Origin of the sequence: Corynebacterium hindlerae, from assembly GCF_014117265.1 — a bacterium.
Taxonomy (GTDB): Bacteria; Actinomycetota; Actinomycetes; order Mycobacteriales; family Mycobacteriaceae; genus Corynebacterium; species Corynebacterium hindlerae.
Genome location: NZ_CP059833.1, coordinates 337600 through 358564 on the forward strand (window position 1 = coordinate 337600; position 20965 = coordinate 358564).

The 20965-nt window shown below is 59.4% G+C and carries 25 protein-coding genes and 1 pseudogene; 14 read left to right on the forward strand and 12 right to left on the reverse strand.

The window, feature by feature from the left end; all coding sequences use genetic code 11:
* Window positions 1–56 precede the first annotated feature (56 nt).
* Window positions 57–800 (forward strand): hypothetical protein, encoded by a 744-nt coding sequence (locus HW450_RS01620; protein ID WP_182387247.1) that lies wholly within the window; start codon window positions 57–59, stop codon window positions 798–800.
* 39 nt (window positions 801–839) lie between these two features.
* Window positions 840–1388, forward strand: coding sequence for a hypothetical protein (locus tag HW450_RS01625; RefSeq protein ID WP_182386298.1), 549 nt, complete (start codon window positions 840–842; stop codon window positions 1386–1388).
* Here the strand turns inward: HW450_RS01625 and miaA are convergent.
* Both miaA and HW450_RS01635 read right to left on the reverse strand, forming a co-directional pair.
* Window positions 1348–2268, reverse strand: a complete 921-nt coding sequence (gene miaA, locus HW450_RS01630; protein ID WP_182386299.1) for a tRNA (adenosine(37)-N6)-dimethylallyltransferase MiaA — start codon at window positions 2266–2268, stop codon at window positions 1348–1350. The two genes, HW450_RS01625 and miaA, sit on opposite strands and share 41 nt — an antisense overlap.
* Window positions 2268–2870, reverse strand: a complete 603-nt coding sequence (locus HW450_RS01635; protein WP_182386300.1) for a hypothetical protein — start codon at window positions 2868–2870, stop codon at window positions 2268–2270. Before HW450_RS01635 ends, miaA begins: the two co-directional genes overlap by 1 nt.
* Window positions 2871–2974: 104 nt before the next feature.
* On the opposite strand from HW450_RS01635, the gene HW450_RS01640 reads away from it, so the two are divergent.
* Together HW450_RS01640 and HW450_RS01645 are read left to right on the forward strand one after the other, a co-directional pair.
* Window positions 2975–4336 (forward strand): DUF349 domain-containing protein, encoded by a 1362-nt coding sequence (locus HW450_RS01640; RefSeq protein WP_407926262.1) that lies wholly within the window; start codon window positions 2975–2977, stop codon window positions 4334–4336.
* Window positions 4337–5422 carry a GNAT family N-acetyltransferase gene (locus tag HW450_RS01645; protein WP_182386302.1) on the forward strand — a complete coding sequence of 362 codons (1086 nt, stop codon included), beginning with the start codon at window positions 4337–4339 and terminating at the stop codon, window positions 5420–5422.
* Between the two features lie 387 nt (window positions 5423–5809).
* Here HW450_RS01645 and HW450_RS01650 read toward each other — a convergent pair whose 3' ends face one another.
* Together HW450_RS01650 and miaB are read right to left on the reverse strand one after the other, a co-directional pair.
* The gene (locus HW450_RS01650) at window positions 5810–6457 is read right to left on the reverse strand and encodes an Rv2732c family membrane protein (protein WP_182386303.1); all 648 of its coding nucleotides are present in this window, start codon (window positions 6455–6457) and stop codon (window positions 5810–5812) included.
* Window positions 6458–6502: 45 nt separating this feature from the next.
* Complete coding sequence (gene miaB / locus HW450_RS01655; protein WP_232843297.1) at window positions 6503–8023, reverse strand: tRNA (N6-isopentenyl adenosine(37)-C2)-methylthiotransferase MiaB; 1521 nt, start codon at window positions 8021–8023, stop codon at window positions 6503–6505.
* 165 nt (window positions 8024–8188) lie between these two features.
* Here miaB and gluA point away from each other — a divergent pair, with 165 nt between their 5' ends.
* Genes gluA through HW450_RS01675 form a run of 4 tightly spaced genes read left to right on the forward strand, consistent with a single transcriptional unit; the run spans window position 8189 to window position 11445 of the window.
* Window positions 8189–8917, forward strand: a complete 729-nt coding sequence (gene gluA, locus HW450_RS01660) for a glutamate ABC transporter ATP-binding protein GluA (protein ID WP_182387249.1) — start codon at window positions 8189–8191, stop codon at window positions 8915–8917.
* 9 nt (window positions 8918–8926) lie between these two features.
* Window positions 8927–9805: a glutamate ABC transporter substrate-binding protein gene (locus HW450_RS01665; RefSeq protein ID WP_182386305.1), complete on the forward strand. Its 879-nt coding sequence runs from the start codon at window positions 8927–8929 to the stop codon at window positions 9803–9805.
* Between the two features lie 15 nt (window positions 9806–9820).
* Window positions 9821–10504, forward strand: a complete 684-nt coding sequence (locus HW450_RS01670; protein WP_182386306.1) for an amino acid ABC transporter permease — start codon at window positions 9821–9823, stop codon at window positions 10502–10504.
* Window positions 10504–11445 carry an amino acid ABC transporter permease gene (locus tag HW450_RS01675; RefSeq protein WP_182386307.1) on the forward strand — a complete coding sequence of 314 codons (942 nt, stop codon included), beginning with the start codon at window positions 10504–10506 and terminating at the stop codon, window positions 11443–11445. Before HW450_RS01670 ends, HW450_RS01675 begins: the two co-directional genes overlap by 1 nt.
* A 56-nt stretch (window positions 11446–11501) precedes the next feature.
* Here the strand turns inward: HW450_RS01675 and HW450_RS01680 are convergent, their stop codons facing one another.
* Entirely contained in the window at window positions 11502–12071 is a 570-nt protein-coding gene (locus HW450_RS01680) for a regulatory protein RecX (protein WP_182387251.1), read from the reverse strand.
* Window positions 12072–12094: 23 nt separating this feature from the next.
* Complete coding sequence (gene recA, locus HW450_RS01685; protein WP_182386308.1) at window positions 12095–13204, reverse strand: recombinase RecA; 1110 nt, start codon at window positions 13202–13204, stop codon at window positions 12095–12097.
* A 212-nt stretch (window positions 13205–13416) separates the two neighbouring features.
* On the opposite strand from recA, the gene HW450_RS01690 reads away from it, so the two are divergent.
* Both HW450_RS01690 and HW450_RS01695 read left to right on the forward strand, forming a co-directional pair.
* Complete coding sequence (locus HW450_RS01690) at window positions 13417–13635, forward strand: transposase (protein ID WP_182386309.1); 219 nt, start codon at window positions 13417–13419, stop codon at window positions 13633–13635.
* Window positions 13636–13718: 83 nt separating this feature from the next.
* Window positions 13719–14642 (forward strand): annotated as a pseudogene (locus tag HW450_RS01695) (IS3 family transposase); the annotation flags it as partial.
* 75 nt (window positions 14643–14717) lie between these two features.
* Here HW450_RS01695 and HW450_RS01700 read toward each other — a convergent pair.
* Window positions 14718–14924 (reverse strand): DUF3046 domain-containing protein, encoded by a 207-nt coding sequence (locus tag HW450_RS01700; protein WP_182386310.1) that lies wholly within the window; start codon window positions 14922–14924, stop codon window positions 14718–14720.
* A gap of 132 nt (window positions 14925–15056) precedes the next feature.
* On the opposite strand from HW450_RS01700, the gene HW450_RS01705 reads away from it, so the two are divergent.
* From HW450_RS01705 to HW450_RS01715, 3 genes are read left to right on the forward strand one after another with little or no spacing between them, the layout of a single operon-like run.
* A complete protein-coding gene (locus HW450_RS01705; RefSeq protein WP_182386311.1) occupies window positions 15057–15620 on the forward strand; it encodes a biotin transporter BioY in 564 nt (187 codons plus the stop codon).
* A gap of 3 nt (window positions 15621–15623) precedes the next feature.
* Entirely contained in the window at window positions 15624–16313 is a 690-nt protein-coding gene (locus HW450_RS01710) for an energy-coupling factor ABC transporter ATP-binding protein (RefSeq protein WP_182386312.1), read from the forward strand.
* Window positions 16313–16924 carry an energy-coupling factor transporter transmembrane component T family protein gene (locus HW450_RS01715; protein ID WP_208767345.1) on the forward strand — a complete coding sequence of 204 codons (612 nt, stop codon included), beginning with the start codon at window positions 16313–16315 and terminating at the stop codon, window positions 16922–16924. The genes HW450_RS01710 and HW450_RS01715 overlap by 1 nt, the downstream gene beginning before the upstream one ends.
* Before the next feature lie 193 nt (window positions 16925–17117).
* On the opposite strand, the gene HW450_RS01720 is transcribed toward HW450_RS01715, so the two are convergent.
* The 4 genes from HW450_RS01720 to pgsA form a co-directional block, all read right to left on the reverse strand.
* The gene (locus HW450_RS01720; RefSeq protein WP_182386313.1) at window positions 17118–17948 is read right to left on the reverse strand and encodes a PspA/IM30 family protein; all 831 of its coding nucleotides are present in this window, start codon (window positions 17946–17948) and stop codon (window positions 17118–17120) included.
* 89 nt (window positions 17949–18037) lie between these two features.
* Window positions 18038–18337 carry a helix-turn-helix domain-containing protein gene (locus HW450_RS01725; RefSeq protein ID WP_182386314.1) on the reverse strand — a complete coding sequence of 100 codons (300 nt, stop codon included), beginning with the start codon at window positions 18335–18337 and terminating at the stop codon, window positions 18038–18040.
* A 28-nt stretch (window positions 18338–18365) separates the two neighbouring features.
* On the reverse strand, window positions 18366–18884 hold the full coding sequence (locus tag HW450_RS01730; RefSeq protein ID WP_182386315.1) for a CinA family protein: 519 nt from the start codon (window positions 18882–18884) through the stop codon (window positions 18366–18368).
* Window positions 18877–19464 (reverse strand): CDP-diacylglycerol--glycerol-3-phosphate 3-phosphatidyltransferase, encoded by a 588-nt coding sequence (gene pgsA / locus HW450_RS01735; RefSeq protein ID WP_182387255.1) that lies wholly within the window; start codon window positions 19462–19464, stop codon window positions 18877–18879. The genes HW450_RS01730 and pgsA overlap by 8 nt, the downstream gene beginning before the upstream one ends.
* A gap of 19 nt (window positions 19465–19483) precedes the next feature.
* Here pgsA and HW450_RS01740 point away from each other — a divergent pair, with 19 nt between their 5' ends.
* Window positions 19484–19774 (forward strand): YciI family protein, encoded by a 291-nt coding sequence (locus HW450_RS01740; protein ID WP_182386316.1) that lies wholly within the window; start codon window positions 19484–19486, stop codon window positions 19772–19774.
* Here HW450_RS01740 and HW450_RS01745 read toward each other — a convergent pair.
* Entirely contained in the window at window positions 19771–20820 is a 1050-nt protein-coding gene (locus tag HW450_RS01745) for a TerC family protein (protein WP_182386317.1), read from the reverse strand. The genes HW450_RS01740 and HW450_RS01745 overlap by 4 nt on opposite strands.
* Between the last annotated feature and the right edge of the window lie 145 nt (window positions 20821–20965).

The following is a 20965-nucleotide window of genomic DNA, read 5'->3' on the forward strand; positions in this document are numbered from 1 at the left end:
ACGCGATTATTCTTAGCTCCAGCACCGCACTAAACTAAGAAACCATGACTGAAATCATGACCCGGGATTTGCTCAGCATTGGCATGAATTTTCCGCGATGGCAGGACGCCGTGGAGGCCGCTATCGCTTCAGAAAAGCTCCAGGTGATTGGAGAGGTGCGCGGCGGGCAGCTCATCGAATTCACCGATCCTTCCGGCGCACAGATGTTCATTTTGGCAGCTGAACCCTTCACCACGTTCGCCGGTTTCAATTCCAGTACGGTCCATGACGCCCACGTCAGCATGATCAACGACGTATTAGCGCTGTGTGACCTGGTCAATGATGAAGGCTTCCACGTGGCTTCTGTGGCCGCCAACTTGGCGCAGGGCCCCCTGCTCGTCGATGAGCCGACGCAGCAGTGGCAGCACCTCAAGCTCAGCGCTATCAGCATCGACTCCCAGGTGTTCGACAACGCCGCGCAGGCAGAGGCCGCTGGTCTGACAGTGGGAACTCTGGTGAGCCACGGCGAGCGGATCGTCAACTCCGGCGCCGCCCAGACCCCTGACGCCTCTGCCACACTGGCCGTAGAAATCCACGACGCCACCGTGCTCACCAACGAGCTGACCGGCACCAAGTTCATCCGCACCCGCGTCAACGCACCCGTTGCTTTGGATTTGTGCCTGCCGCTTACCGACGCCGTCCCCGCCGATGGTGCCGTCGTCGCCGGCACTTTCCTGCTCGCCGCGGAAATCAAACCACCCGCAGGTTGCGGTGGCGATGGCGGCTGCGGTTGCGGGTCCGGCGGCTGCGGTGGCCACTAAAGTGATTCTCGCTACACTAGGCTGTAAAAATTCGAGGAGGTGAGCGCGCTCAGTATGCCGGAGTACCCAGATTTTTCAGTGCCGCGTCGCAACTCGTCACTGCCGTGGTGGCTCATCGCGCTCTCCCTTCTCGGCTGCATGTGGCTGATATTCACCCTCAAAACCGTGGGTTTGCTGCTCAGCCTCGGTATCATCGGCATGCTGATGGTGGCGAGCAGGCGTCGCCCGGACGCGGTCGAGATCGATGCGCTTCGCGCCTCCATTTTGCTCAGTGCCCAAGACATCACCGATGTGTTGGACGAATTCGACCAGTTTTGCACCAGCCCCGACGCCCAGCACCTGGAAGACCGGACGCTTCTTCGACCAGCGTTGCTGGAGCGCGACAGCGTCAATCCTGACATTGCTGGCTTCCACGAAGACTGTGCGAACGCCCAACGTTTCCTGCACCGGCTTCCCGCGAGGATCAACGCTCCCCTGTCGGTGTCTCAGGCTGAACGGCTCCTCGCCATTACCGATGACCGGGCCGCGAGTTTGCGGGAGAGCTGGATTACGGCTCGTCGTGTCGCTCGCGGGCTGCCAGGATCTTAAGCGCCTGGGCTAGCGTGTCACCCGCAGCATCAATCCAGTGGATGCGCGGGTCTCGGTTGAACCATGCCCGCTGTCGGCGCACGTAACGACGCGTCCCAGTGATCGTGCGTTCCACGGCTTCGTCCCACGTGAGCTCCCCCGCCTGCGCAGCGAGCACCTGGGCATAGCCGATCGCCCGTCCAGCGGTGGAATCAGCGACAAGCCCCTGCTGTTGCAGGGCCGTCACCTCCTCTACCAGTCCACGTTCAAACATCAGCTTTGTGCGCAGTTCGATTCGGGGGTTCAGCCAGTCACTGGTTGTGCGCAGCCCTAGCAGCGTGGCTCCCCACCGTGGGGGCTGGTTAATCGGTGGTTGGCTCGCCGCGTATGGCTTACCGGTCAGTTCGATGACTTCCAACGCCCGCACGGTACGACGCGGATCTGCGTCTTCGATGATCGCTGCGGCTGCTGGATCGATCTCCGCCAATTCGGCGTGCAACGCCGCAACTCCGATCTGAGCCAAGCGGTCTTCGTACTTGGCCCGCACCTCGGGTGATGTCGGCGGAAATTGCCAATCGTCCACTAAGGATTGCACATACAGCATGGAGCCGCCTACGAGGATCGGCACATTACCGCGCGTCATGATCGCTTCGACATCAGCCACCGCATCCCGCTGGTAGCGCGCCACTGACGCAGTTTCGGTCACATCCCACACATCCAACTGGTGATGTGGAATCCCCTCCCGTTCCGCTATCGTCAGCTTCGCGGTGCCGATGTCCATCCCCCGATAGAGCTGCATGGAATCGACGTTGACGATCTCCCCACCAAAGTGGTGCGCCAATGCCACTCCCAGCGCAGACTTGCCCGAAGCCGTGGGCCCCACAACCGCGATCGGTCGCATCAGTGCATTTCCTTCCATTGGGCAACATATCGCCCTACTCCGTGTTCTTCTTCCACTGCCACCAGCTCGGCACCGACTACCTTCGATCCTCGCAAGGCCCACCAGGGGTCGGGGTCGATGATGCCGTCGATACGCAGCTGTTTCAGGTCAGCTGGCCAGTGGACGTCTTCGCCGCGCAGCAGTTGCTGGCACCATTGGTGCCGCAAAGGGGCCCCGGGAACCTTGGCGAGTGGAGCCTTATCAATCAGTCCCGCTGGACCGTCGAGCGGATAAATCACTAGTTCGCCATCATACGGTGGGTGCCAGGTTCCCGAGGTGATGGGCAGGGGGCACGATCCGAGCAGGTAGCGTGCCACCAATTCAGGAAGGTGATTGCCGCCTCCTACTGAGACATCCGCACCCCATGCGCGAAAGCTCCCTGTGTGAGCGGTGTACGAGTCAGGATCGGTGCTGCCCACTATGGTGACCTGGGGGCAACGCGGATCGGACAGGGCAGCGTCGATGAGCGAGCGCGCCGCGTCGCGCAGCCGTACGCTCGACGCGTCACCTATCCCAAGTTCTGGGACGAGCGCTGGAGAAGCTGGAATAAAAATCACGGGCACGCGCTTAACTCTAGCCTGGGATAGTGCCCACACTCATCCAGTGTTCCGGCTAGAATGTCTGTTTAGCGTTCATTCACCGTGAACCGCAGCTTTTATTGGCAGCCGTGTCGCGCGGCACAACACCCGAAGGACGTCCCATGACCACTCCAACTCCGAAGCCAGGCCCACGCCCAGGACCTCGTCCGGGACCTCGACCAGGAGCGCAAGGTATCAAGCCAGTTGTGCCGGCCGCAGCACATGCGGTGCACAATGACCCAGCACAATGGGGCCGGGTCGCGGACAACGGTGACGTTTTTGTCAAGACCGCTGACGGTGAACGACTCATCGGTTCCTGGCAGGCCGGAACCCACGCGGAGGGTCTCGCCCACTACGGTGCCCGCTTCGACGACCTGGCTACCGAGGTTGAGCTTCTCGAATCCCGCCTGGTCGCCCACCCGGAAGATTCTGGCAACATCCGCCTCTCCGCTGTTGACCTGAAGAAATCTCTTACTGAAGCCGCGGTTATTGGCGACCTCGCCAGCCTGGAGCAGCGCCTGGACGGCATTATCAACTCGTCCGAGCAGGCCGGCCTGGCCGTCAAGGAAGCCAAAGCAAGGGCGCGTGCCGAAGCAGTGGCCCGAAAGGAAGCCCTGGCCGCCGAAGCCGAAACCATCGGCGAATCCTCCACTGATTGGAAGGCTGCCGGCGACAGGTTGCGCGCCATCTTGGATGAGTGGAAAACCATCCGGGGCATCGACCGCAAGACTGACGACGCCCTGTGGAAGCGCTACTCCCGCGCCCGGGATGCCTTCAACCGTCGTCGTGGCTCCCACTTTGCTGAGCTCGATCGTGGCCGCGCAGCAGCCCGCAAGGCGAAGGAAGCCCTGGTTGCCCGCGCCGAGGAACTCAAGGATTCTACCGACTGGGCGGAAACCGCCCGCGCCTTCCGTGATCTGATGACGGAGTGGAAGGCCGCCGGCCGCGCCCCACGCGAGATCGACGACAAGCTGTGGGCAGCGTTCAAAGCAGCTCAGGACTTCTTCTTCGACGCCCGCACCGCCGTCAATAACGAACGTGACCGCGAGTTCCAGGGCAACGCGGAGGCGAAGGAAGCGCTCATCGCCGAGTACACCCCGCTGATCGACCCAGACAAGGACCTCGACGGCGCCCGCCGTAAGCTCCACGAGCTGCAGGAAAAGTGGGAAGAGATCGGCTTCGTTCCGAAGAACCGCGTCCGCGAATTTGAGAACAAGATTGGTGCGCTGGAGAAGCTCGTCGCTGACGCCACCGACGCGCAATGGCGCCGCACCGACCCCGAAGCTCAGGCCCGCGCCGCCCAGTTCACCGCGCGAGTAAAAGACTTCACCGAGCAAGCGGAAGCTGCGGAGGCAGCGGGTAAGAACAAGCAAGCAGAGGAGCTTCGCGCCCAGGCCGCCCAGTGGCAGGAATGGGCAGACGCAGCGCTGGGTGCGGTGGAAGACCTGTAAATGTTTGTTTATCAGTGTGCGGGGCCCGTCGTCGGTGAGGAACCATCAGACGCGCTCCGCACGTTGGTCTTTATGGCCAACCTCGCCGCGCAGGAAACCACCGGCAGTGCCGACGCCTCACGGGGGATTACTGAGCTTATCGACGCCCTAGCCACCCCGTCCCCCACTGCCCACACTCACATCTTCGCCGTCACCACCGATCCGTGGGCCGGTGCCCTCGGCGACTCCCAGTTCGGGTATCCCCAATTCTCCGCCACCGGGGATGAAGCAGAACCGCCCGCTGTCGGGTGGCTCATCGTGACGCAACCGCTCGCTGACAACATCCATAGCCTCGATATTTCCCTCGTCCTGGATGCCGACTTCCAACCCATCCCAGGCACCCCGCCAAGCGATGCTGCCCGGGAACTGGTCGTCGATATGCTCGGCATCAGCGACGACATCGCCCGTCGCTTTGGCCGCAGCGTCATCCACCTATGGGACCAGCACGCCCTCGGCGCCGCCTCCCCGTTTGCAGCCACCTTCCGGGACGCCGGCTACACCCGCGCCCTCGCACAAACCGAATACGTTATCCCCGCGCGCCTGGCAGACCTCCTCGCCCGCCCCGACATCGAGGTATTCGCCAACACCGACTTCCCCGAGGATCTCCTTCCCGGCGTTGCCGAACTCTACACCGCGGCCTCACTAGACCAACCACTCGGCGCCCTCGACATTCGACGCGCCGAATGGGACACTGCCCGATTGGCAGAAAGCACCGCACACTTCCGGGCCCTGGGCACCGAAAACTACCACGCCATCGCCACCACAGACACGGGCGACGTTGTCGGAATCTCCGAGATTTGGATCCACGAGGGATTCTCCCCAAAAGTCGCCATCCAAGGACTAACCTACGTCCGCTCTGAACACCGGCACCGCGGCCTCGGCACAGCCCTCAAATCACACGCGCACAACGCAGCGCTCACTGCACACCCCGAACTAGCACGCATCTATACCAGCGTCGCTGACGACAACACCGCCATGATCGCCCTGAACAAAGAACTAGGTGCCACCGCTATCAGCCACGTCACCGCCTGGCAAAAGCAGGTGTAGGTTTTTCGGAAGGCCGCGGCATTGACCTTGTACTGCCGCATAGGTTTCTAAGGCAAGGTAACCGCCCGCGTTTTCTCCCCGACATTACCCTCCCGAAGTTCGGGGTTTTTGGGGTGATTTTGGGGTGATTTTGGTGCATTGTCGGGGGCATAATGTCGGGGGGCGTAATGCTTACCATCGCAGCATTCTCAACTGCCTCACTGGTCTCAAAGGTCGCTTTATCGCAACGTGGCCGGAGCCGTCCCACGTTCACCCCGACATTACCCTCCCGAAGTTCGGGGTCAACAGGGCATTTTTGGGGCAACCTCGGGGGCGTAATGTCGGGGGCGTAATGTCGGGCCAAAGCCCACCAGTCCCTCACCGCGGGAATCGGGGTCACCCTGTTGCTTAGGAGTCTTGCTGCCGCTGCTGGGCGCGACGCTGCGCATTTCGGGCGCGACGGTCGTCGATAGGCCCGCGTTCATCGGCGCTGTGGGCATTCTTGCCTTCGAAAGCCTCAGCCTGTTGCTGCGCCACCGGGTCGAGGTACACCTCTTTGCGGCGCAGTTCGGCGATTTCTTCCTGTTCTTCGGTGCGCATGGTCACCACGTTGTACAGGCCATACACCACGAACAGAACTGCGATGGCTGCGAGGATGAGGCCGACGCCGGCCCCGGAGCCTTGGTCGCGGGTTTGTCGCATCCAGATGGCGAAGATGGAAAAGAACATCGCGATGCCGGACAGCGCCCAGGCCAGCTGCGCAAGCATGGTGGACTTTCGGAAGTAGGCGATGAGGGTGAGGGCTACGGGGCCGAGGACGCACAGCCAAACGAAGATGCGTTCTGGAGTGGAGATTCCGTAGTCGAAGGATCGCTCGGTGAGGAAGGCGATGTCCAAGGCCGTCATGTTCCCGGTGTAGGGCAGCAGCCAGCTTGCCACGATAGCGAGAGCACCTCCGATGAGCGGGGCTCGGTAGCCGGACATGTCGATTCGGCGGGCCGCGTGTCGTTCGCGTTGGGCTAGCTCGTGGGCGGTGTGCTGGGATGTTTCACTCACGGTCTGTCGTTCTTCCTTGGGGCTCGCTAAGTTCTTTCACCTAATCTAGTGGGTCGTGCAGCAGCCGTCGGTATTGGCTGCCGGTGCCCCCACGGAAAGGGTCGGTTTGCCGATCTTTGGCAGGCCAAGGCCAACGCCGATCGGTGCGGTCGTAGGCACCTTGCCGATTTCGGACATGTCTCCTGCCTTGGTGCGTCGGTGGGTACCGACGCCGGAATCAGCGAGGAGGAAGAAGGGTGCGGCTGCGGTGATGGTGACGGTGATGACGTCGCCAGGCCGAATGTGTTGGTCAATGTTTCCGGTAGGGGCGAAGTGGACCAGACGGCCATCGCGGGCGCGACCGGTCATCCGGTGGGTCTTGTCGTTCTTGCGTCCGCCACCCGCCTGGACGAGCAACTCAACCTCAGTACCGACTAACTTGTTGTTTTCCTCCAGGCAGATGCGTTCTTGCAGCGCGAGAAGGCGATCGTAGCGCTCTTGGACAACTTCCTTTGGAATTTGGTTGTCGTAATCTGCGGCCGGCGTGCCTGGGCGCGGGCTGTACTGGAAGGTATAGGCGCTGGTGAAACGCGCTTTTTCCACCACGTCGAGGGTGGCTTGGAAGTCTTCTTCGGTTTCACCCGGGAAGCCGACGATGATGTCAGTGGTGATCGCTGCATGAGGGATTTTCGCCCGCACTTCGTCGAGGATGCGAAGGAATTTTGCGGACCGGTAGGAGCGCTTCATTTCTTTGAGCACTTTGTCTGAACCAGATTGCAGTGGCATGTGCAGCTGCGGGCAGATGTTTGGGGTTTCCGCCATGGCGTCGATGACGTCGGAAGTAAATTCCGCTGGGTGTGGGCTGGTGAAACGCACACGCTCGAGGCCTTCTATGGTGCCGCAGGCGCGCAGCAGCTTAGAGAAAGCGCTGCGGTCGCGTTCGAGTTCCGGATCGGCAAAGTTCACGCCGTAAGCATTAACGTTCTGACCGAGTAGCGTCACCTCAGACACGCCCTGATCGACGAGGGCCTGCACCTCAGCGAGGATGTCGCCAGGCCGGCGGTCGACTTCCTTGCCGCGTAACGACGGCACAATGCAGAAAGTACACGTGTTGTTGCAGCCCACGGACACACTAACCCATCCGGCGTAGGCTGATTCTCGCTTCGCCGGCAGGACGGACGGGAATTGCTCCAGGGAGTCAACGATTTCCACCTGGGCTTTCTTGTTGTGCGAAGCGCGGTCAAGCAGGGCAGGCAGCGACCCGATGTTGTGGGTGCCGAACACAACGTCCACCCAGGGCGCTTTCTTAACGACAGCGTCCTTGTCTTTCTGGGCGAGGCAGCCGCCAACAGCAATTTGTAGGTTCGGGCGCTGCTCTTTCACGCTCCGCAGGTTCCCGAGGGTGCCGTAGAGACGCTGATCTGCGTTGTCGCGGACTGCGCACGTGTTGAAGACAATGAGGTCTGGTTCCCCGTTTTCGGGCACAGGTGAGTATCCGGCTTCCTCTAAGAGACCGGAGAGTCGTTCGGAATCGTGCACGTTCATTTGGCAACCGAATGTGCGAACTTCGTACGTCTTGTTTTTCATTTTTTCCTCGACCACGATTGCACAGTCTATCCCCCTCATTTGCGGTTCCTAAATCGTGCCTCTTCGCATTATTCGCATCACAACTTTGCAAATTTAGACTGAGAGTTTTAAATGTGACCCTGGTTACCTTATAGTGTGCTTATGACTAGTGACGCGAACCACACCATGATTTCGATTCACGGCGTGAACAAGTACTTTGATGACTTCCATGCTCTCAAGAACATCAACCTGGATATCCCTAAGGGCCAGGTCGTTGTAGTTTTGGGCCCATCCGGCTCCGGCAAATCAACCCTGTGCCGAACCATCAACCGCCTCGAGACCATCGACGAGGGCACCATCCACATCGACGGCAAGCTGCTCCCAGAGGAAGGCAAGGATCTTGCCAGCCTCCGGGCCGACGTTGGCATGTGTTTCCAATCTTTCAACCTCTTCCCTCACCTGACCATTAAACAAAATGTGACGTTGGCTCCGATCAAGGTTCGCAAGCTTTCCAAAGCCGAGGCAGACAAGCGCGCCATGGAACTGCTCGACCGCGTCGGCATCGCGAACCAGGCCGATAAGTACCCAGCACAGCTGTCTGGTGGTCAGCAACAGCGCGTCGCCATCGCCCGCGCCTTGGCCATGAACCCCAAGGTCATGCTGTTCGACGAGCCAACCTCCGCACTGGACCCGGAAATGGTCAACGAAGTGCTCGACGTCATGACCAGCCTGGCTAAGGAAGGCATGACCATGGTCTGTGTTACTCACGAAATGGGCTTCGCCCGCAAGGCAGCTGACCGCATCCTGTTCATGGCTGACGGCGAACTCGTCGAAGATACCGATCCAGAGTCCTTCTTCACCAACCCACAGTCCGATCGTGCCCGCGACTTCCTGGGCAAGATCCTGGGCCACTAGGGGGACGCCATGAAGAAAGCTCTAAAGAAGATCGCGGCAGCGGTCCTGGTTTCGGCGGGCGTGGCGTCGTTAAGCGCCTGCGGAAGCAGCGAACCCCGCAGCCTCCTCGACAGCATCGAATCTGGCGAGGTTATCCTCGGCACCAAATATGACCAGCCGGGCCTCGGGCTGCGACACCCGGACAAATCCATGGCCGGCCTCGACGTGGACGTTGCCACATATGTGGTGAATTTCATCGCCGAGGAAAACGGCTGGGCCTCCCCTAAGATCAAGTGGCGCGAGACGCCCTCTGCGCAGCGCGAAACGCTGATCAAAAACGGCGAGGTGGACATGATCACCGCGACGTACTCGATCAACGCGAGCCGCGCGAAGTCTGTGAACTTCGCCGGCCCCTACCTCGTTACTCACCAGGCGTTGTTGGTGCGCCAGGATGACACCACCCTGCAACAACTCTCCGACCTGGAAAACGGCCGCAAGCTGTGCTCGGTGACCGGCTCTACCCCAGCACAGAAAATCAAGAAGGAACTGCCTGGCGTACAGCTCCAGGAATACGACTCTTACTCTTCCTGCGTGGAAGCCCTTCACCAGAAGAAAGTCGACGCCATGACCACCGACGCCACCATTCTCTACGGCTTCGCATCCCAGTACGAGGGTGAGTTTAAGGTTGTCGAGATGACCAAATCCGACGGCAAACCGTTCACCAACGAACGCTACGGCATCGGCCACGCCAAGGGAGACACCGAATCCACCGAGGCTATCAACCGCGCCCTGGAAAAGATGTACTCCGACGGCTCATTTGAACAATTCCTCACCGCAAACCTTGGCGACGACGCCCAAGTTGTGGAACAGGGAACTCCCGGCGATTTGTCCTTCCTGGACGCGAAGTAGAAACGGAGCATTCCCATGAACGAAATGTGGACTGAACTACAACCCGACCTCCTGGGCGCGTTCTGGGTCACCATCAAGCTGACCTTCTTCTCCGCGCTCGGTGCAATGATCCTCGGCACCATCCTCACCGCGATGCGTGTCTCCCCGGTGGCGTTCTTGCGCAGCGTAGCGACGCTGTACATCAACACCGTCCGCAACACTCCCCTGACGCTGATTATCCTGTTCTGCTCGGTGGGTCTGTACCAGAACCTGGGGTTGACCCTGGCACCTGAGAACGACAACTTCATCAAGAACAACAACTTCTGGATCGCCGTCCTCGGCTTCGTGCTCTACACCTCCACCTTCGTGGCGGAGTCCCTGCGCTCCGGTATCAACACGGTGCACTTCGGACAGGCAGAGGCCGCCCGATCCCTGGGCCTAAGCTTCCCACAGATCTTCGGCAACATCATTTTCCCGCAGGCATTCCGCGCCGCGATCGTGCCACTGGGCAACACCCTGATCGCACTTACCAAGAACACCACCATTGCATCCGTGATTGGTGTGGCGGAAGCGTCCCTGCTGATGAAGTCCACCATCGAAAACAACGCCAACGAGCTCTTCCTCGTCTTCGGCATCTTCGCCCTGGGCTTTGTCATCCTCACCCTGCCGATGGGCCTCGCCCTCGGCTCACTGGCTAACCGATTGGCGGTGAAGAAGTAATGTCCGCAGTACGCGCAACAGTACTTTATGATGCTCCCGGCCCGAAGGGTCGACAGTTCAACACCATCGTCACGGTGGTCTCCCTGCTCATTGCTGCGCTCGCCGTGTTCTGGGCAGTGAAAATCCTCGGAGACAACGGCCAGCTGGTCGCTGATAAATGGACCCCATTCTTAAAGGGCACCACCTGGACCACGTACCTCCTGCCGGGCCTATTCGGCACGCTGAAAGCTGCTGTGTTCTCCGTGATTCTGGCACTGGTGATGGGTGTGGCGCTTGGCCTGGGCCGCCTGTCCGAAATCGCGCCCGTGCGCTGGGTGTGCGGCGTGATCGTCGAGTTTTTCCGCGCCATCCCGGTGCTGATCCTGATGATCTTCGCGTACCAGATGTTCGCCCAATACGCGGTGTTCCCGTCCTCTCAGCTGGCGTTCGCCGCGGTGGTGTTCGGACTCACGATGTACAACGGTTCGGTGATCGCCGAGATTCTGCGTTCTGGTATTAACTCCCTGCCGAAGGGACAGGTAGAGGCCGCCCGTGCACTGGGTATGACGCACCGTCAGACGATGTGGTCGATTTTGCTGCCGCAGTCGATCGCAGCAATGCTCCCGGCTCTGATCTCTCAGATGGTAATCGCGCTGAAGGACTCCGCTTTGGGGTACCAGCTGGGTTATATCGAAGTGGTCCGCAGTGGCATGCAGTCTGCGTCGTACTACCGCAACTTCTTGGCTGCGCTGGTGGTTACCGCGATCATCATGATCATCATCAACTACGCGCTCACTGCATTAGCTGAGCGTATTGAGCGTCAGCTCCGTGCTGGCCGCGCCCGGAAGAACATCTTGGCGAAGGTTCCTGAGCACCGCGATCAGGGCCTGGAGACCAAGGACCAGGTTAACGTTGACTGGCACGATCCTTACCACAAGGATCTGCGTTCTACGGCGGAGTAATCCTTTAGATAAGGGCCTGACACCGAGCTTTGTACTCGGCGCCAGGCCCTTTCGCGTTAGAGCTGGCTGATGCGCTGGTCTAGCGCCTGCTTTGCGACGCCATAGCTCATCGATTCCCCGTACCCTCGCCGGGCTAGCACTCCCACTACTTTCCGGAGCATTTTGGTGTATTCCGAGTAGTTGGCCGGTGCGTGTGTGATGGTGCGGGCTTTCTTTTCCGCTAGCGCGGTGGCTTGCGACTCTTCCGATTCGGCGCTGATGCTCGCCAGTGCGTCGGCGGAGACTGCTGAGCTTATTCCTTTTTCCCGGAGTTCGTGCTCCAAGGCCCTGCGGGATTTTCCGCGGTGGGTGTGCCGTTGGCGGACCCATTCGGCGGCGAAGGTTGCGTCATCAATGAGGTCACAGCGCTTGAGGTCCGCCACAACGTCCGCCACGATGGGTGGCTCGAAATCGGCGTCGAGCAATCTGGTGGTGATTTCGTGTTCGGAGCGAGCACGCTGGTCCAGGAGTAGGAGCGCCCGGTGGCGGACTTTGGCTTTGCGTTTTTCGTACTCCACATCGATTTGGGGCGCTGCGTCGAGGCTCGCGAGGCTTTCGCGCAGCGCCGCGATCTTTGTGGCTCGGATGGAGTCAGGGGCCGGGGTGGCCACTACTTTTCATCCAGGTCGATGTCGTCGAAGTCGACGTTCGGTATCACGTCGATGGGTTCGTCGGGTAGCTCCGTGTCCTTGTTGGCGTATTTGCCAAACCCGATCTTTTGGTAGATCTTGTCTTCCAGTTCGTCAGCCAGGTCAGGGTTTTCTTTCAGGTTGATGCGGACCTTCTCCTTGCCCTGGCCCAGCTGTTCCCCTTCGTAGGTGAACCAGGAGCCCGATTTCTTCACCACACCGTTTTCTACCGCGAGGTCAATGAGGGAGGATTCGCGGGAGATACCTTCGCCGTAGATGATGTCGAATTCTGCGACCTTGAATGGTGGGGAGACTTTGTTCTTGACCACTTTGAGGCGGGTGCGGTTGCCGATCGCGTCCTGGCCGTCTTTCAGGGTTTGGATGCGACGCACATCGCAGCGCACGGAAGCGTAGAACTTCAGCGCTTTACCACCGGTGGTGGTTTCTGGGGAGCCGAACATGACGCCGATCTTTTCGCGCAGCTGGTTGATGAAGATCGCGGTGGTGCCAGAGTTGTACAGTGCACCGGTCATCTTGCGTAGCGCCTGAGACATCAGTCTCGCCTGGAGGCCGACGTGAGAGTCACCCATTTCACCCTCGATTTCTGCCTTCGGGGTGAGGGCAGCGACGGAGTCGATCACGATGATGTCGATGGCCCCGGAACGCACCAGCATGTCGGCGATTTCCAGTGCCTGTTCGCCGGTGTCAGGCTGGGACACCAGGAGTTGGTCGGTATCGACACCGAGTTTGCGGGCGTAGTCCGGATCGAGGGCATGTTCGGCGTCGATAAATGCAGCAATGCCGCCGTTGCGCTGCGCCTGCGCGATAGCGTGCAGAGCAACGGTTGTTTTACCGGAGGATTCCGGTCCGTACACTTCCACGATGCGGCCGCGTGGGAAACCACCGAGGCCGAGGGCGATGTCGATCGCGGTGTTGCCGGAGGAAATGACCTGGATAGGTGGGCGGGTATCGTCGCCCAGCCGCATAATCGCGCCCTTGCCAAAGTCCTTTTCGATCATGGACATGGCGGCTTCAAGGGCCTTCTCCCGATCGTTGCCAGCGGTGGCTGTCTTTGATTTCTTGGTTGCCATTGTTGATCTTCCTTGAGCTAAATAACTGAAAGGGGTCTATTAAGTTAGACTGGCGAACCCGCCCAAAAGGTTGCACCTAAAGCGGAAGTTCTTGGTTGCCACACTAACTGGCACACCCGACACTGTTCGATAATACACAAACAACTGTTCGATAGCTGAGCTGTCATGATTCTTGTTGACGGTGAAACCCTCAACGACAAGGATGTGTGATTATGCCGAAGGCTTATCCAAAAGAATTTCAACAGCAGTGCGTGGATGCGGTTCTCGTGTTGGGCAAGACACGCGAGGAAGTCGCTGCCGAGTACGGGATCTCCTCCTCAGCTCTGGGCCGGTGGGTGGCCAAAGCCAAAGGCACCCAAGGCACCGGCCGCGGCTCTCACCTGCGCAAAGCAGACCCCAACTCCCAAGACCCAGCTGAAATGACCAAATGAATCCGGGAGCTGGAGCTTGAAAACGAGTTCTTAAAAAAAGTCAGCGCCTTCTTTGCCAAGGAGCAGTAGAAGACGACTTCTTCCGCGTCATCTACCACTTCGACAAAGAAGGCACGACCAAGCCCAGATACTCGGTCACCATGATGGCACGCGTCCTTAACGTCAGCAGAGCCGGCTACTACGCCTGGAAGAAACGCCACCACACCCCTGTGGCTGCATCTTCTCCCAGGGGGCGCAGGCTTGCCATCAGTGCCCGCGTCACAGAGCTTTTCACGACCAAGCACAAAGGGTTTGCCGGTGCTCGCACCATTTTTGCTGACCTGGTCGCTGAAGGTATTGACACCACGTTGTACGCGGTGCGCACCATCATGGCGCAGAACAATTTAGTCACGAAGTACCGACGCAAGAAGGTACGCACCACCATTGCGGATCCTGACGCTGACCTGCGCAAAGACTACCTGCGGCGGATGTTTTATCCCCCAGTGCCCACCACGGTCTTGTGCGGAGATATTACGTACCTGCGCACCCGTGAAGGCTGGATGTACCTGGCCACAGTCATGGATCTGGGCACCCGGATGGTGGTGGGCTGGTCGATGGCCGATTCCATGCGCTCGAAGCTTGTGGTGGATGCCTTGACCATGGCCCATGATCGAGGCTTCGTTGCTGGTGATGCGATATTCCACTCGGATAGAGGCAGTCAGTACACCTCAAAGGTGTTCGCTGACTGCGCCGAAGAACTCGACGTTCGCTTGTCTGTCGGCTCTGTTGGCGTGTGCTTGGACAATGCGGTGGCGGAATCCTTCTTTTCCACGCTGAAACTTCACCTGCTGCATGAGCGCAAACAATTCGATTCCAAGCAGCACGCCCGCCTAGAGACACTGTCGTGGATTGAGACGTATTACAACCGACAGCGCCGCCATAGTGCGACCGGCCTCATTCCCGCTGAGGCGATGGCCGATTTCCTGACCCCCAGCCCCGAATTACTCCCCGAGGCCCTTGCAGCCTAACCAAAACAAACGGGTCTAACCGTCAACAAAACTTGACACAGCCCAAGCAGTACGAAACGCAGTTACGGGGAAATTTTAGTAATCCTCACCCAACCAGCGACTTTCTGGCACGTCAAAGTCACGACATAGCTGCCACCATACCTCCCGAACATCAACCCCCTGTTCGATTAGTTCGGCGGGGGTCTTTCCAAAGCCCGTCAGCACGTGTGATTCGATGTGCATCCGCCCCAACGCGGGACCGAATTCGTCGCTGACCAACTGGTGAAACTGTGCTAACCGCATGTCTTCCTACCCTAGCGAACGCCCCCATTTTGGAAGCGTTAGCAACGCCATATCCTTTCCAGGGATTTGCCAGTGTTAAGGTGAAGTCCTAAACATTGTTCATTCTCCCTGCTTGAAGGAGCACCTGTTCCCGTGTCTGCTACCTCTGCCCACAATCCCATGCGCGATGTGGCCTATGTTGCGGTGTTCGCCGCTTTGATCATCGTGTTCGCATTTTTCACCATTCCTGGTGCCGCGGGCGTGCCGATTGTGCTGCAAAACGCCATCGTCATTCTGACGGGCTTGGTGTTGGGCCCAAAGCGTGGCACTGCAGCTGCCGTGTTGTTCCTGCTGCTGGGGTTGTTAGGCTTCCCGGTTTTGGCTGGTGGGCGTTCGCTGCTGTCTGCGCTCGCCGGACCTACCGTGGGCTACATAGTCGGGTATGTGATCAGCGCTTTTGTTGCCGGCGCGATTGCTTACCAGGCTAAATCCGCAAGTTCTCGTTACTTACTACTGATTGTCGGAGCGTTCGCTGGCCTTGCGGTTCAATATGCATGCGGCGTGGTGGGTCTGATGTTGGTGGCGTCCATGGATTTGGTAGGGGCGCTCGGCGTGCAGGTGCCGTTTTTGATCCCTGATGCGGTTAAGGTGGCGATCATGGTGGCCATCGCTTCTGGCGTACACGCTGCGTTCCCCGATTTGATGCAGCGCAAGTAGCCGATGTCTCGTATCCAGTTTGACCAGGTCGCGGTGGAGTTCGGCGACCGCACCGTCCTCCGAGACATTTCCCTCACCCTCACCGAGCGCCGCATCGGCATCATCGGTGCAAATGGTGGTGGCAAGTCGAGTTTGATTAGGCTGATCAACGGCCTGGGCGCTCCCACCTCGGGGCGCGTGCTTATCGACGACCTGGACGTCGATAAGCACGCCCGAGCCGTGCGCCGAAAAGTCGGGTTCGTCTTTTCTGATGCGGAAAATCAGATTGTGATGCCAACGGTCGCGGAAGACGTCGCATTTTCGTTGCGACGATTGAAGCTGTCCAAAGCGGAGCGCGAGCGCCGAGTAACTGAGATGCTCGAGCGCTTCGACCTTGCCGGCCACCGCGATGCCTCGCCGCACACACTGTCGGGCGGGCAGAAGCAACTGCTGGCACTCGCCGCAGTCCTTGTCATGGAACCCGAGGTGATCATTGCAGACGAGCCCACGACCCTGCTCGACTTGCGCAATCGCCTCAAGATCGCCGAGGTGTTCCGCAAGCTGGAGCAGCAACTGATAGTGGTCACGCACGACCTCGACTTCGTGCGTGACTTCGACAGGGTGCTGTGCCTGGATGGGGGCGCCGTCGTCGCCGATGGAGACCCAGCCACAGTGATCGACCACTACACCGCATTGATGTTGGAGCAGCCCTGATGCTCGCTGTCCCCCTCGGTACCTACGTGCCTGGCACCACTGTGCTCCACAGAATCCGACCAAGCTGGAAGCTCAGTTTCCTCGTCGTGTTCATCATCGGCACCTCAATGCTCGTAGACACCGTGCCAGGTGCCCTTGTGACCTTGTGCGTCCCCCTCATCGGTTACGTGATCGCCCGGGTCCCGATTCGCATCGCTTGGCAACAGCTCTGGCCAGCAGCCCCCGTGCTGTTGGCGTTATTTGCCTTCCAATGGTGGCAGCTCGGCCTCACCCGAGCAACAGTCATCGTGTTGGTAATCTACGCAGCCATCGCCGCCGCTACCCTTCTCACCCTGACCACCCAGATCAGCGAAATGATGGACTCCCTAGAACGAGGCCTGGCACCCACCCGCCGCTTCGGAGTCCCCGTAGACACCATCGTGCTGGCCATCAGCCTCACCATCCGCCTGATCCCCCTCCAACTAGCCACAGTTTCCGAAGTCCTGGACGCCAGAAAAGCCCGAGGCGTGGATTTTTCCATCCAAGCCCTCGGCACACCAGTACTCATTCGTTCCATCAAGCGCGCCCGCAACATCGGCGATGCCTTAGTCGCTCGAGGCGTGGGAGATTAGGCGTGACCTAGGTGCCTTTTACTGAGAAACCCGGGAAGCATTCCCCGGGTCTCGGCGCAAAAACACCCACAACCCACCCGGAAAGCCTATTTCTCACCCGAGACCCGGATTTCACTTCCCGGGGATCCGCACAGCCCCAACCAAAAATCCCCGAGCACCAACGTGGTGCTCGGGGACGAATGGCTACAGGTGGTTACTCGCCACGCAGTTCGCGCATTTTCTGCGCGACGGCGTCGTCAGCTGCGGCGGATGGAGCTCCGGAGCCAGCTTCCAGGGACTGTTGTGGGTTGCCGCTGGTCAGTTCGCCGGACATTTGGGCACGGATTTGTTCGAGGCGGGAGTGGCCGGCCATTTGGATTCCGGCTTGCTCGATTTCTACCATGCGACCCTCGACAGAGTTTTGTGCGAGTTCTGCTTGGCCGAGGGCGTTGGCGTAGCGGCGTTCGATCTTTTCGCGCACCTGGTCCAGGTTCGGGGTGTTGCCGGAGGCGGTCAGGGAGTTCATGGACTTGATGGACTCGGAGACCTTTTCCTGCATCTTGGCCTGTTCCAGCTGGGACAGCAGCTTGGTGCGCTCGGCTACCTTCTGCTGCAGGGACATGGCGTTGCGTTCCACAGCCTGCTTGGCCTGTGCGGCCTGCTGGAGGGCTTGGTCGTGGAGCTGCTTGGTGTCTTCGACGGACTGCTCTGCGGTAACGAGCTGCGCTGCGAACGCTTCGGCAGCGTTTTCGTATTCGACTGCCTTGGCGTTGTCGCCGGCGGCGCGGGCCTTGTCGGCAAGCTGCAGCGCCTGGCGGGTGTTGCCCTGGAGCTTTTCGATATCGGCGAGGCGACGGTTGAGCTGCATTTCTAGCTGGCGCTGGTTGCCGATAACCGCTGCTGCCTGTTGGGACAGCTCTTGGTGCTGGCGTTGTGCGTCCTCAATTGCCTGCTGGATTTGGACCTTTGGGTCGGCGTTTTCTTCGATCTTTGAGTCGAAGAGAGCCATCAGGTACTTCCATGCCTTGACAAATGGATTAGCCATCGTGAATTAACCTTCCAAGTTTTGTTGTGTCAGCGGCCGCTAACTTTTTCAATACTCCCAGTGTACAGGTGACGCGTGGAAGTGCAGGGCTAAAAGTGTACGAACTCTTGATCGGCGGACTGGATTGCCATGGATCCGGCAGCTTCGATGAGGACATCGGCGACGCTCACGCCAAGTGCGTGACACACTGAGGCGAGGAGTTCGGAGGACACTTCCTTCCGGCCGCGTTCCAGTTCGGAGAGGTAGCCGGGGGAAACGCTCGATTTTTCAGCCAGTTCGCGCAGCGTAATGCCACGGTCGGCACGGAAGGCGCGAAGTGCGGCGCCGAGGGCCTCGCGCAGTAGCGGTTCAGCTACTGGCTTTTCTAGTAGTGCAGTTTGAGTAGCCATCACTGTTTATAACGCGTGGGGGACGTTTTTAGTTCCCGGCGAGGATATTTTCCAGCGTTTCGATCGCAAAATTGGCGCTGTGCTGGCAAATTTCTACTCGATCCCCGTCCACGACCTCTTCTGGTTCTGTGGCTCCAGGGCGCAGCGCCCAGCGAGTGTGTCCTTCTGGGAGCACCCGAATGCTTTTGGATCCCTCGGGCCCTGCAATGCCAAGCCACACGACACCCACCGGGTTGTCTTCCTGCAGTGCTGGCCCCGCCACACCCGTCAGGGCGAGTGCCCAGTCAGTGCCGAGCTTTTCTCGCGTCCCCACTGCCATGGCTTCGGCACACTCCGGGGAAACGGCGCCATGGTCGTCGATAAGCTGCGCTGGCACGCCCGCCAGCTGCGTCTTCAGCTCGCTGGAGTAGGTGACGAAGCCGCCGACGAACAGCTCGCTGGCGCCGGGCTGCGCCGCAATTAACGACGCCAACCTGCCCGCCGTCAAGGACTCACAGGTGGAAAGCGTTTGCCTGCGTTCGGTCAAAGTGGTGAGGAAATTAGCCACGGTTTTCCTTTCGCGAGTCCAACAAGTACTGCACGCCGGTCACCACGGTGACCGCCACTGCTGCCAGCATAACCAACCACACCGGCAGATCGGCCCACGAAGGTAGCGGCATGAGGTACAACGCGATAGCGAGCGTTTGCAGGGTCGTCTTGATTTTCCCACCCTTGGACGCCGGAACCACCTTGCCATGGCGCAGCTGGATCATCCGCCAGAAGGTGATGCCAAGCTCTCGGAAGATGATCACGACGGTGACCCACACGGGCAGTGCCCCGACGATGTTCAGCGACACGAAGGCGGCGATCATCAGGGCTTTGTCCGCGATCGGGTCGGCGATCTTGCCGAAGTCGGTGATCAGGTTGTGTTTGCGGGCAATATCGCCATCCAGTTTGTCCGTGATCATCAACGCGACGAAGCACCCGAAAGACCACCACATCCATTTGTGGTCTGTGTTATCAGCGCGCAGAACTAGCCATACAAATACCGGCACCGCGATAATGCGCAGGCTGGTTAGCACATTGGGCACATTCCAATTGGACGTCTTTTGATCACCACTCACAAGGCAACACCATACACGGGTTATTCCACCTAGACTAAGGGCTATGAAATACTTTGCCGTTCACTACCGCTACCCCGCCGACTCCGAAGACATCGCCCGCGTGCGTCCCGTCCATCGGGAATTCCTCGCTACGTTGAAAGAGCAAGGCGCTCTCGTTGGCTCGGGCCCCTTCCTCGACAATACTGGTGGCGCGTTGATCATCATCCGGCTCCCGGAGCCAGCTACCTGCGCCGACGCCGAGCAGCTCATGGATAAGGACCCCTTCACATTGGAAGGGGTCCTTGATGGGCGCGAGATCCGGGAGTGGAACCCGGTTCTCAATGTGTTTAGCTAACGCTCGTCCTCGTAAACCTGCTTTGCCGGGTTCCAGTTTGGCATGACGCCACCTTGGGCTTCGTCACGCTTCGTCTTGAGGATGGAGGCGCCCGCGGTGATCGCGAGGACGCTGACGATTACCAGCAATGACGCCAGCGTTGGAATTTCTGGCACGTGCACGTTTTCGCCACCGTTGATGAACGGCAGGTTGTTTTCGTGCAGCGCGTGCAGGACAAGCTTGACGCCAATGAAGCCGAGGATGATGGCCAAGCCGTACGGCAGGTACACCAGGCGGTCGATGAGGCCATCGAGGAGGAAGTACATCTGACGCAGGCCGAGCAACGCGAAAGCATTGGCCGTGAACACAATGTACGCCTCCTGGGTGATGCCGTAGATAGCTGGGATGGAGTCTAGCGCGAACATCACGTCGACCATGCCGATAGCAACGAGGCAGACAAACAGCGGGGTGAGGGCACGCTTTCCGTTGACCCGGACAGACAACTTGTCGCTCTCGTAGCTTGGGGTGACATGGATGACCTTGCGCAGGGTTTTGATCACCCACATATCGGAAGGGTCCGTCTCTGGCTGATCAGACATCTCATCGATGATCAGCTTCACGGCCGTGTACAGGATGAACAGACCAAACAGGTAGAACACGTCCGACCACGCGTTGATTACCGCGGCACCCAGCAGGATGAACACCAGGCGGAAAATCAGCGCCAACACGATACCGATCAGCAGCACCTTCTGCTGGAACTTACGGGGCACCTTGAACGAGCCCATGATGAGAGCGAACATGAACAGGTTATCCACACTGAGCGCCAGTTCCGTGACGTAGCCGGTGAAGAATTCCATGCCGTGCTGATGCGGGTTGCCCGGTTCGCTCCAGGTGAACCACAAGAAAATGCCAAAGATGGTAGACAGCGCCATGTAGAACGCCATCCAGTAGGCGGACTCTTTCATCGTCGGCTCGTGCGGCTTGCGCACGTGTGAATAAAAGTCGAATACGAATAGCCCAAGCACCACCAGTCCGGTGATGCTCCAGGTAAGCAAATTAACTTCCATGCAAAAGACCTCCGGTCTTATCGGTTGAACGAAAATGACCGGAGGTCTCCCCCGCCCGCTCAGCGCGCTGTAGCGGGTGGCACGACCGGGAGCCCGCGAGAGGGGCTGCCGTGCTGACGATCTGTGCCGACTAGGGTGGGGTACT

What these genes read in the sequence shown, in the direction of transcription:
- HW450_RS01725 (WP_182386314.1), bottom strand. Translation starts at nt 18,337, where the DNA reads ATGGCTACTCAAACTGCACTACTAGAAAAGCCAGTAGCTGAACCGCTA.
- HW450_RS01645 (WP_182386302.1), top strand. Translation starts at nt 4,337, where the DNA reads ATGTTTGTTTATCAGTGTGCGGGGCCCGTCGTCGGTGAGGAACCATCA.
- HW450_RS01700 (WP_182386310.1), bottom strand. Translation starts at nt 14,924, where the DNA reads ATGCGGTTAGCACAGTTTCACCAGTTGGTCAGCGACGAATTCGGTCCC.
- HW450_RS01620 (WP_182387247.1), top strand. Translation starts at nt 57, where the DNA reads ATGACCCGGGATTTGCTCAGCATTGGCATGAATTTTCCGCGATGGCAG.
- HW450_RS01675 (WP_182386307.1), top strand. Translation starts at nt 10,504, where the DNA reads ATGTCCGCAGTACGCGCAACAGTACTTTATGATGCTCCCGGCCCGAAG.
- HW450_RS01720 (WP_182386313.1), bottom strand. Translation starts at nt 17,948, where the DNA reads ATGGCTAATCCATTTGTCAAGGCATGGAAGTACCTGATGGCTCTCTTC.
- HW450_RS01715 (WP_208767345.1), top strand. Translation starts at nt 16,313, where the DNA reads ATGCTCGCTGTCCCCCTCGGTACCTACGTGCCTGGCACCACTGTGCTC.
- miaB (WP_232843297.1), bottom strand. Translation starts at nt 8,023, where the DNA reads ATGAAAAACAAGACGTACGAAGTTCGCACATTCGGTTGCCAAATGAAC.
- HW450_RS01690 (WP_182386309.1), top strand. Translation starts at nt 13,417, where the DNA reads ATGCCGAAGGCTTATCCAAAAGAATTTCAACAGCAGTGCGTGGATGCG.
- HW450_RS01670 (WP_182386306.1), top strand. Translation starts at nt 9,821, where the DNA reads ATGAACGAAATGTGGACTGAACTACAACCCGACCTCCTGGGCGCGTTC.
- gluA (WP_182387249.1), top strand. Translation starts at nt 8,189, where the DNA reads ATGATTTCGATTCACGGCGTGAACAAGTACTTTGATGACTTCCATGCT.
- HW450_RS01710 (WP_182386312.1), top strand. Translation starts at nt 15,624, where the DNA reads ATGTCTCGTATCCAGTTTGACCAGGTCGCGGTGGAGTTCGGCGACCGC.
- miaA (WP_182386299.1), bottom strand. Translation starts at nt 2,268, where the DNA reads ATGCGACCGATCGCGGTTGTGGGGCCCACGGCTTCGGGCAAGTCTGCG.
- recA (WP_182386308.1), bottom strand. Translation starts at nt 13,204, where the DNA reads ATGGCAACCAAGAAATCAAAGACAGCCACCGCTGGCAACGATCGGGAG.
- HW450_RS01665 (WP_182386305.1), top strand. Translation starts at nt 8,927, where the DNA reads ATGAAGAAAGCTCTAAAGAAGATCGCGGCAGCGGTCCTGGTTTCGGCG.
- HW450_RS01745 (WP_182386317.1), bottom strand. Translation starts at nt 20,820, where the DNA reads ATGGAAGTTAATTTGCTTACCTGGAGCATCACCGGACTGGTGGTGCTT.
- HW450_RS01740 (WP_182386316.1), top strand. Translation starts at nt 19,484, where the DNA reads ATGAAATACTTTGCCGTTCACTACCGCTACCCCGCCGACTCCGAAGAC.